Annotated in this window: 1 protein-coding gene; it reads left to right on the forward strand. The window is 39.4% G+C overall.

Annotated elements, in window-relative coordinates; all coding sequences use genetic code 11:
• Positions 1-231, forward strand: a 231-nt coding sequence (locus tag AAEY57_RS21260; RefSeq protein ID WP_350608814.1) for a hypothetical protein, incomplete at both ends; no start/stop codon positions are given.

Consider the following 231-nt stretch of genomic DNA (forward strand, 5'->3'; position numbering starts at 1 on the left):
GCGCGAACGGTGGCTAACCGTATTGCTGAAGAAATGAAGTGCGAACTTGGTCAGCAAGTCGGTTTTAAAATCCGTTTTAGCGATCAGGTTTCTAATAATACGTACGTTAAACTAATGACTGACGGTATTTTACTGGCAGAAATTCAGCAAGATCGATTTTTAAACCAATACGACACCATAATTATAGATGAAGCGCACGAGCGTAGTTTAAACATCGACTTTATTTTGGGT

This window comes from Pseudoalteromonas sp. MER144-MNA-CIBAN-0113 (assembly GCF_040308965.1).
GTDB classification, from domain to species: Bacteria; Pseudomonadota; Gammaproteobacteria; order Enterobacterales; family Alteromonadaceae; genus Pseudoalteromonas; species Pseudoalteromonas tetraodonis.